5 protein-coding genes are annotated in these 10,274 nt (G+C 52.9%); 1 reads left to right on the forward strand and 4 read right to left on the reverse strand.

All coding sequences use genetic code 11. The features are described 5' to 3' along the window. Position 1: 1 nt before the first annotated feature. Genes ACI31J_RS06240 through ACI31J_RS06250 form a run of 3 tightly spaced genes read right to left on the reverse strand, consistent with a single transcriptional unit; the run spans position 2 to position 2,562 of the window. Positions 2 to 865: a prolyl oligopeptidase family serine peptidase gene (locus tag ACI31J_RS06240; RefSeq protein WP_439773571.1), complete on the reverse strand. Its 864-nt coding sequence runs from the start codon at positions 863 to 865 to the stop codon at positions 2 to 4. Continuing rightward, the gene (locus tag ACI31J_RS06245; RefSeq protein WP_439773572.1) at positions 866 to 1,552 is read right to left on the reverse strand and encodes a 2,3-bisphosphoglycerate-dependent phosphoglycerate mutase; all 687 of its coding nucleotides are present in this window, start codon (positions 1,550 to 1,552) and stop codon (positions 866 to 868) included. 59 nt (positions 1,553 to 1,611) lie between these two features. Next, positions 1,612 to 2,562, reverse strand: a complete 951-nt coding sequence (locus ACI31J_RS06250; RefSeq protein ID WP_439773573.1) for an AEC family transporter — start codon at positions 2,560 to 2,562, stop codon at positions 1,612 to 1,614. Positions 2,563 to 2,730: 168 nt separating this feature from the next. Between ACI31J_RS06250 and ACI31J_RS06255 the strand changes: the two genes are divergently transcribed. Continuing rightward, positions 2,731 to 4,494, forward strand: a complete 1,764-nt coding sequence (locus tag ACI31J_RS06255) for a cell division protein (protein ID WP_439773574.1) — start codon at positions 2,731 to 2,733, stop codon at positions 4,492 to 4,494. 152 nt (positions 4,495 to 4,646) lie between these two features. On the opposite strand, the gene ACI31J_RS06260 is transcribed toward ACI31J_RS06255, so the two are convergent. After that, complete coding sequence (locus tag ACI31J_RS06260; protein ID WP_439773575.1) at positions 4,647 to 10,217, reverse strand: mucin-binding protein; 5,571 nt, start codon at positions 10,215 to 10,217, stop codon at positions 4,647 to 4,649. Positions 10,218 to 10,274: the final 57 nt, after the last annotated feature.

Below are 10,274 nucleotides of genomic sequence, written 5' to 3' on the forward strand. Positions count from 1 at the left end.
TTTATTTCACTTTTTGATCAAGGTAGTCCAGCACGACATCATAAATCTGCTGGCTCCAGAAGTCGCGTTCGTGGTTGGCACCCTTCACCCGGTAAGCAGTCACGTCGTAACCATCCTCGCTCAGCTTGTCGTACATGTCGACCATCTCATGGTAGGGAACCACCTGGTCGGCATCCCCGTGCATCAACAGGAACGACGGGTAGTCTTGCCCCGGCTTGGCGACCTTCAGCGGGCTCATTGCCGCCTGCAATTCCGGCCACTTGGCAGTATCGGGCCCGAACAGACAGAACTGCAGAAGCTTATTGCCAGGCACCTTAGCAGACGCTTCGAAGGTATCGGCAACGTCCATCGGAGCAAAACAGGAAACTACTGCGTCGACCCGGTCTGACTCACCAGCATACAACGGAGTCCGGTAGCGTGGATCGTCCCCGGTCAACCCGGCCAACATCGCTGCGTTGGCCCCGGAAGACGTCCCCCAGATGGCCACCCGGTGCGGGTCAATCGCAAATTTGGCAGCCTTATGCCGCAGGAAGCGGATGGCCGTCTTCACATCCTTCAAGAAGGCTGGGAAGGCAAAGCCGTCGATGGCGCTGCGGTGCTGGACCGTGGCCACCACGTAACCGTGCTTAACGAATTGAACCAGTTGGGGAATCTCCTCCCCCATCTTGCCCGTCCGCCAGGAGCTTCCTTGGACGAAGACGATCAGCGGCCGGGGATCCGGATGATACTGCTTAGGGTAACGCTGGGTCCACGGTGCTAAGATTTGCATCTTAAGCGGGCGGCCAGCCACGGCAGCATAGGTAATGTTCTCAATTAAGCGGACCTGGCCGGTCAGGTTAGGGTTGTTTTGCAACTCATGAATCATTTATTGTTCACCATCCATTGTTATAAAGGTTTTCTTGACGATGTTCAGCTGGTCATCAAACCGGTACCAGATTGGCTTGCCGTTTGGCACTTCCACCCGGTCGATCTCGTCGTCGGGAATCTGGTCGAGGTACTTGATCAAGGCTCGCAGCGAGCTACCGTGCGCCACGATCAGCTGGTTTTTGCCGTCCAGCAGCCGGGGGGCAATCTGGTCCTGCCAGTACGGCAGCAGACGCTTCTGAGTCATTGCCAGGCTCTCACTCAACGGCATCTTGACGCCGAGACGGTCATAGCGGCGTTCATGCTGGCGGTGTTCCAGCTGCGGCGGCAGGTCGGCAAAGCCCCGCCGCCAGCGGTGAAGCTGGTCGGCCCCGACTTCTTCTTTGACCTGGGCCTTGTTCCGTCCACTCAACGCGCCATAGTGGCGTTCGTTCAACCGCCAGGTCTTGTGAATGGGGATAAAGAGCTGGTCGATCTCATCAAGCACCAGGTTGGTAGTCATAATTGCCCGCTCCATGTAGGAGGTATGAGCATCGCTGAACTGAATGCCTAGTTGCTTCAATTCACGACCGACCGCGATCCCCTGCTGGATACCCTCAGGGGTCAGCGGCACATCCGTCCATCCCGTAAAGATGTTATCCCGGTTGGCCTGACTCTGACCATGCCGAACAATTACTAAATCTACCATAAAACTTTCACTCCTTTGCCAGTATTAATCATAGCGCAATTGTGCACTATTTAACAGTATTACAGCATGGTCTTAATGATGACCATCAGGATTGGAATCACGATCACACTCAAGACGGTGGTCTCGGTCACCATGATCGCCGCATAGTCAGCATCCGCGTGGTAGAGCTTCGAGATGACCGGCGCGTTAGTCATTACCGGCATCGCCGCCTGAAGAATGAAAACCTGCTTCATCAAAGCCGGCATACTGCTAGGCAGGACTAGGATCGCCATCAGGACCGGCGCAAAGAGGAAGCGACCCAGCAAGATTCCCCAAGCATCACGGGTCAGCCGGACCCGACTCAGTCCTGCATTGGAAATTGCGATTCCGATAAAGATCATCGACAGGGGGATGGTCAGCCCGCCGATGTAAGAAAGATCTGACATCACAAACTTCGGCAATCGGACATGGAGAATGACTAAGATAACCCCCAGGATAAAGCCAAGTAGCGGCGGCGAGAAGATCTTCTTCAAAGCCGTCTTAACGTCAATCTTGGCCTCGTGCAAGCCGTCACGCTGGATCAGCCAAACCCCCAGGGTCCAGAAGAAGGTCGTGTTAGCCATGTAGTAGACCAGGACATAAGGGATCGAAGCGTTACCGAAAAGAGCCAGGTTGATCGGCAACCCGATGAACACCGTGTTGGAATTAAAGAACATCGATGAGAAAAGGCCGAGGTGGGACCGCTTGATCCCGATTGCCCTGGCCACCGCAAATGACAGGGCAAAGAGAATGATCATCGACAGGACCGGGTAACGCAGGTCCGGCAGCAGAGTCTTCAGTTCGCCGGCCGAAAAATCATGCATGATGGTTGTAACCATGTAGCAGGGCAGGGCAATCTCGGTTACCAGTCGGGAAATAATACGCGGGGACTGGGGATTGAACCAGCCGCGTTCGTTCATCACGAAACCGACCACTACCATTACGAGGATGATCAAAACCCCCGAAACGGCTGACAGAAAAATCGAAAACATGGATTTAATTCATCTCTTTCTCTCAAAACTGTCTTCTATTGTACACCAACCATTAAGCTGCTCCGATCAGACATCTCACAGGATTTGTCCTATTCGAATATCGCCCCAATAGGAAATAGTCTATAATTAGGGAGATTGAATAATTTTAATCGAATATAGGAATGAAGTATGAAAAGAAAAATATATCACCTTATCAACTGGTCATTGCCCTACCTTGCAATCTGTGCGATGGCCTATATCATCATGTACCCCCAGCTCATTTCCCATGGGGTAATCCTGGGGACGGACTCGATCTTCCACTTTAATCGCTTCTATGACGCGGCTAAGCAGATCCAGCAGTTTAACTTCAGCTACTTCCAGAGCAACTACTGCTTCCAGCAAAGCGGCCGGGTCATCAACGCTGTCTACGGGCCGTTGTTTGCCTACCTCAATGGGGCGCTGATCGGGATCTTAGGTACCTGGTTTCGCTACGAAGTCATCACCAACCTGATCGTCTATATCGGCGGCGGGATTGGGATGTACCTCCTGGCGATTAAGGCTCACAGCTCCCGACGCTTTGCCCTCTTGGTCAGCCTAATCTTCATGAACATCGGCTGGCTCCCCCGGTGGGAACTCGCCCAAAATATGAATGCTTGGGGAGCGATGCTGGCCCCATACATGCTGATGTGCGGGCTGACGATGCTTCAGGATCGCCACCGTCCCGTACATTGGCTGCCGCTGATGACCATCATGACCATCATCATCCAGATCCACCTGCTGAGTTCGCTCTTCTTCGCGGCCACCCTGGTTCCGTTCTTCATCATCGGCTTGATTCGCACGGACCGGCGCGGACAAATGATCAAGGAGACCGTCCTGGCCGTGGTCGGGACGATCATCCTGACGGCCAACGTCTGGGGGGCGTTGTTAATGCTCAACCTGCATAACACCATTGCTACACCGGCGGCCTTCAATATGTTCAAGAACTCATTGGTTCCATCACGGTTCAGCAGTACCCGGGCCTATTTGATCTACTTCTGCTGGATTCTCTTCGTCCTGCAGTTCGTCTACGTCTGTTGCCACCTAAAGCGTTCCTTGGTCAACACGACCGCCACCATTCTCGGGGCCGCAATCCTAATGCTTAGTTCGATCTGGACCCCTTGGGAGAAGCTGGCGGTCGCAATCCCAAGTCTCCAGCACAACCTACAGTTCCCCAACCGCTTGACGGTCATCGCCTACCCCTTGCTTCTTTTGGGGGTCGCAATCTCCGCCACTTCCTTCGTCCAGCACGACCATGAGCCGGCCCTCCACCTGCGGCGCAACCTCACCATTGGTGCCCTGGTCTTCGTCGGCGTCCAAGTCTTCGTGCCAAACACCATCGACGTCTACCAGCGGACCGCCCGTTACCAATCGAGCGACGTTCTCAACACCTCCAGTGCCATTGCCTGGGTCACCGATAACCGGGTTAAGCTCCGACAGTCCGTCCATGACCTCTACCCCGGCCAGCTGTTGACGATGGTCGAAAAGCGGAGTCCGGACTACCTGCCGATCCCGAAGAAATACGTCAACAAGAAATACATCCGTTCCTTCGCCTACCAAGACCAGATCATCAACCATGCGCAGGAATACCAGCACACGGTTCTGCCGCACGGTGGCTTGCAGCTGACCTGGTATGCTAACCGGGCTAAGAAAGTACGGCTCCCGATCATCACCTACCATGAATCGCTGTTGACCGTCAACGGCAAACACTTAACACACTACCAACGGTCCTCGATTGGTGCCCCATACGTCCACCAGCAACGAGGCAAGAACACCGCCACCCTCTACTTCCGGATCGCCGGTTGGTTCAAGGCCTTACTGGCAATCTCACTCAGCGGATTGACCCTGCTCCTGCTCTACGGCATCTACTGCTTCGTGCGGGCCTGCCCACGTTTCTGGCAACAAATAACTCAATAGAAGAAAATAAAGTAACGGCGTGAACCACCACAAATTTGGTGGTCCACGCCGTTTTGTTTTACGCTGATGTTCAAAAAGGCCCCTGGCTACGAAATTTCCGTAGTCGGAGGCCTCGCGTATTCCTACACATGATTACCATCCGAGAGCAATCATTACTTGTCCTCTTTCTTTCGCTTGATGCCGGTCATACCAATCAGACTTGCAAGGGTTGCGAAGGCAAGACCAAGCGTTGAAGCTTGTTTACCCTCACTGTTCCCAGTCTGTGGCAACTGATTAGTCTGCTGCTTTTCATCGGCATTCTGCATCATTTGAGAAGAAATTAGGTCATTATTTGAATCCTGTCCAGTTCCTGTCATACCGCTAACTTGGCCTGACCCTGCAGTGTTCCGTGACCGGTTGACGGCGAATGTATCCTGCACTGTCGTCTCACCCGTGACCGTCACAGGATCTGCTGGGGCCGGTGGATTCGTTGGGCTTGTTGGTGCTGTTGGATATGTCAGAGTCGTCGGTGCTGTTGGCGCCGTTGGATGCGTCGGACTCGTCGGAACTGTTGGCGCCGTTGGTTTCGTTGGACTTGTCGGACCTGTTGGATGCGTCGGGGTCGTTGGACTCGTCGGCGCCGTTGGGGTCGTTGGCGCCGTTGGATGCGTCGGGGTCGTTGGACTCGTTGGCGCCGTTGGATGCGTCGGGGTCGTCGGGCTTGTTGGTACCGTTGGCGCGGTTGGCTCCGTCGGACTCGTCGGAACTGTTGGCGCCGTCGGGGTCGTCGGACTTGTTGGTACTGTTGGCGCCGTTGGATGCGTCGGGGTCGTTGGACTCGTTGGCTCTGTTGGTTCCGTTGGCTTCGTTGGCTTCGTTGGCTTCGTTGGACTCGTCGGAACTGTTGGTGCCGTTGGGATCGTCGGACTCGTTGGCACTGTTGGATGCGTCGGGGTCGTCGGACTCGTCGGCGTCGACTTAGGTGCGTAAGTAATCATGATGACCTGACCTGGGGTACTTACAGTTACCTCTTCAGGAGTGATTACGTTAATCACTCTTACCTCATCGTCAACGAGCTGTTCAACCTTAGCCGTATAACCGGCCGGAGCGTTTACTCGGTAACCGTCCCAAGCGTCCGTACTCCAGTCACCCAGTGTCAAAATTTGACCGGTTGCCTCGTTATAAATAGCCGTTCGGTAAAGTGTCGCCGTTTGCATGGTCAACTTCATCCCCCCCGGCAGTTCATCGACAATGGTCCGCACGATCTCCTTAACCAGGTGGTGATCTTTAAACCAGCGTGAATCCTGTGGATCAGGATTAGTCTTTGGATCAGTCGGGTCAATTGAAACCCGCTTCTCAACTAAATGAACCGTAATGGCCTGGTCCTTAGCGGCGGTGAACTTGTAGCTGGTTGGCAGAGGGTGCCCAGCCGCCAACATGTAGTGATCTGGAATCGTCAAGTTCAGATCAGCGATTGTCTGACCGGTCTTGCCAGTCTTAACAATCTTCGGGGCAACCTGCACCCCATTATCATCATCGACGAAGCAGATCGTGACGGATTGATCAATGGCAATGTAACCAATCTTGACGATCGTATCGCTGGTGTCACCAGTGACCGCCCGAGCCGCAACCGCCTGTTCAACGGTGTAGCCCGGCAGAGTTGCCGGTATGTAGGCAAGCCACGTGTCTTGGCCGTCGACCGCGTGCCAGCTACTATAAGTAACTTCACCAGTGACCTCATCAAAAGTTGCCGTCCGGGTAAAGTCAGCCGTCTGCGTAATCGTCTGCTGACTGCCATCAGGCTTAGTAACGATAATCTTCCGGGTCGGCTGTGAAGTTAAATTGGCCATCTGCTCATAGGTCTTGCTTGGATCACCTGATACCGGACCATGCGGTGCCTGTTCTCCCGGCTTAACAGTAATCGTTGCATGTTCAACCTTAACAATCACGGTTGGAATCCCATCGCCAGTTACAACAACATTCTTCGGGATGTCTTGACCGGCAACAATCTTCCACCCCGCTGGTGCTGCTGGATCAACACCGATGCTATCGCCGGTCTTACCGCTGATTGACGTTGTGCCAATTTCATTGCCGGCTTTATCCTGGTAAGAAATCTTGCCGGTGCTTTCAATAGCCGTATAGCCGATCACAATATTAGTCAGTTCAACATCAGCAGACGGGTTAGCTACTGCGTCAACGTGAGTAATGTTTGGCGTGTAGCCAGCGACGTGCTCAGCATCGTAGGCGGTCAGGCCGTTATCACTCACCTTCCAGTCCGTGTAAGTAATTTGACCGGTTACCTCGTTGTACTTACCGGTCCGGATAAACGTGGCCATCTGAGTAATCACCCGTGGTTCCTTTCCTGGAACGTTGATGATGATCTTGCGACTGATCGTCTTGCTTAGCTGCGACGGATCGGTTACCTCAGCCATCTTTGGCGTGACTTTAACGGTAATCGGTGCGTTGTTAGTCGTTAAAGTTACGGTGGCCGGAATATCCTGGCCAGGTACTAATTCGTAGTGGTCTGGAACACTGAGCTTGACAGCGACCGTTTGATCGGTCTTGCCAGTTACCGTAGCGGTCTTAATAACCTTTCCAGCATCATCAACGTAGTTAACCACCTGTGTTTGATCATTAGCTGTGTAGTTAATGGTGACGTCTGCCAGGGTCATATCAGCCGTTGGGTTTTCAATCCCCGCAACCGTTGCTTGGCTTGGCGTGTATCCCGGAACAACTGGTGCATCAACAGCAGTCAAGCCGTTGTCGATTATCCAGTCCGTGTACGTGGTTTGACCAGTAACTTCATTCGTCACCCCAGTCCGTTTGAAGGTTGCGGCCTGGTTAATTACTTGCGCGGCCTTATTAGGAACATTGACGATAATCTTGCGACTGATCGTCTTGTTTAACTTAGCCGGATCGGTTACTTGGTCAAATTGTGGGATGATCACAATATTGATTGCCGGATTGTTTGCGGTCAACGTTACGCTGCCTGGAATATTCTGGCCAGCCTTGATGCGGTAATGATTAGGAGCAACCGGGCTAATGATAACATCATCACCAGTCTTACCTTGCAGGGTATCTTGGGAAATTACCTTGCCAGCTTCATCAACATAGTTGACCACTTGTGTCTGACCAATGGCCACATAGTTAACTTCAATCTTTGGATCAGTCCAGTTATTAATCTGGTCCTGAGTTAAGACCGTCTCCCCGTGATCACCCGCCGTGACTTCCATCATGTAGCCAGGAATAAGCGGATAATCGACATTATTAAACTTAGTCTGGGCAGTCTTTTGAGCGAACGTCCAGTTGTCATATGAAACGTTTCCGTCAACATCATCAATCTGCGCCGTCCGTTCATAACTGATGGTTTCGATATCGAACTGGTCACCAGTTAACGGATTATGGATAGTGATCGTTCGGGTGACGTCCTTATGCAGGTCACCATAGGCAATATCATCGTTGGCCTTTCCATCCCCAGGCTGCTTATTCGGGTTACCCGGTTTCTGGTCACCCTTATTCGGCAGGTCGCTCGGCTGAACGGTAATCACATTATGCTTAACGCGCATGGTTACCGTTGGAATACCATCAGGTCCCGCCGTCACCGCACTAGGAAATTCATCATCAACGATCCAACCAGCAGGGGCCTGTGGACGAATATCAATGCTCTCACCGGTATGACCAGTCAGATCATCATGAGCAATCTCATTACCCGCGGGGTCAACGTAGCGTAGCACACCAGTCTGCGGGTTAGCCGTATAAGTAACCCTGATTGTTGTGTCGGTCGTCGTACCATCAACGGCAACTGCAAGGACCTTCCCTATAGTTGGCGTGTAACCGGCAAGCGCCAGTAGTTCAAATGTCCCCCAGCCGTTGTCAATCACTACCCAATCGCTATATTCAACATCAAGGGTGACCATATTAACGGTCGCAGTGCGTTGCAGTTTAGCAGTTTGCGTAATTGTTTGCCGGCTACCATCTGGCCGCGTAACGATGATCGTCCGGGTAACCGCCCTGTTCAGGTCATCCTGGGCAAGGCCGTTCGGGAACTTCCTCCCACCATCATTAGGGATAACATCAGCTGGTGTCTTCGGCTCAGTTGGCGTTACCGTGACATGGTCATGCTCAACTGGAATCAGGATTGGCTCATCACCAGCTGTGATCTTAACCGTTGTTGGCAAGGAGTGACCGTCGGCAACCTTCCAGCCAGCAGGTACCCCATTCGGGACCGCAATATCATGATCCACTTTCCCCGTAATAACCTGGGTATCGACCACTTGCTTGCCATCAACGAATTCAATGGTTTGCCGACCATCATTAGCGTAGTAAACCACGTTGATAACCTGATCCGGCGTATCGCCGGTCGGGGTCTGCTTGACAATAACCGGGTAATTTGGCGTATACCCCTTAATTTCCGGGGCGTTCCAATCAGAGAAGGCTCCACTCTTCCATTTGCCATAAGTGACTTCACCAGTGACCATATCAACAGTCGCCTCTCGAGAAAGGCTAACTGAATCGATAACCGAATAAGGCGAGTGGGCATCGGTGTCAAACGCCACATTGATGGTCCTGATAACTGTCTTATTCAGGTCATCATGAGCGACACCGCTAGGGTAATTTTTGCCACCATCATTAGGGATAACATCAGCCGTTGTCTTCGGCTCGGTTGGCTTTACTGTGACGTGATCATGTCCCACCTTCACCTTAACTATCGTCTTTTGGCCGGGCTGCGGCGTTACTGTCTTTGGTACGTCATTTGGATCAGAAGGCTTCCAACCAACTGGCACCTGCAGAACGATTGCAACTGGCTCATCCGTCACACTTTCAAACGGCGTATAACCAATAACGGTCCCATCCTTCTCATAAATGTATTGAATGAATCCGTATTGGGCATCGGGAGTGTAGCTAATCGTTGTCTCGATGTCTTTGTCTGCACCACTGACCAGTTGCTCGCTAAGCATCGTCCGATTTGGCGTATAGCCAGTAATCGCCGGTGTCGTAAACTCGGGTAGTTTTTCAACCGACCAGTCGCCATAGGTAACCGTGCCATCGACCATGTCCACCAGCGCTGTCCGCGTGGAAGTTACTCGTTGGACAGTCACCTCTTTGCCGCCATGAGGGTTATTCACCGTGATGGTCCGCGTAATGGTCTTATTCAAGTCGTCTTGGGCAACACCGGCGGGGAACTTCTTTTCGTCATCATTAGGGATAACGTCAGCCGGCGTCTTGGGATCACTAGGCTCAACCGTTACGCAATCATGTTCAACGCGGACCGTGACCGTCTTGATTCCCCCGGCATCAGCCGTTACCTGCGACGGAATGTTGTTATCGGCAGAAATCTTCCAACCGGTCGGGGCAACCGGTGAAATTGCAACCGTGCCATTGGTGACTCCGGTCAGGACGGTATGGCCGATTTCCTTGCCCTGGCTGTCCACGTAGCTGATCTTCCCGGTTTGCTGGTTAGGCGCGTAATCAATTACCACCGTAGTATCCGCGGTTTCACCATCTGGAACCACCGCAGCAACGTCACCGCTGGCAGTGTACCCGGCCACAATTGGTGCCGTAAATTGCGCCCAACCACCATTGCCATCGACCTTCCAGGTACCATAGCTGACCTTATGTGTGACCTCATCCACTTGGGCGGTGCGAATCAAGGTTGCCACTTGAATGACTATCTGCGGTCGGCAGTTAGGCTTATGAACCGCAATCGTCCGCGTGACCGTCTTGTGCAGGTCGGCATAGTTCACGCCGCTTGGATAATGGTCCTGCGGATTATCCGGCAGTAGATCCGCCGGTGACTTAGG

The organism is Limosilactobacillus sp. (assembly GCF_051873075.1).
Classification (GTDB): Bacteria; Bacillota; Bacilli; order Lactobacillales; family Lactobacillaceae; genus Limosilactobacillus.

What these genes read in the sequence shown, in the direction of transcription:
- ACI31J_RS06255 (WP_439773574.1), top strand. Translation starts at nt 2,731, where the DNA reads ATGAAAAGAAAAATATATCACCTTATCAACTGGTCATTGCCCTACCTT.
- ACI31J_RS06245 (WP_439773572.1), bottom strand. Translation starts at nt 1,552, where the DNA reads ATGGTAGATTTAGTAATTGTTCGGCATGGTCAGAGTCAGGCCAACCGG.
- ACI31J_RS06250 (WP_439773573.1), bottom strand. Translation starts at nt 2,562, where the DNA reads ATGTTTTCGATTTTTCTGTCAGCCGTTTCGGGGGTTTTGATCATCCTC.
- ACI31J_RS06240 (WP_439773571.1), bottom strand. Translation starts at nt 865, where the DNA reads ATGATTCATGAGTTGCAAAACAACCCTAACCTGACCGGCCAGGTCCGC.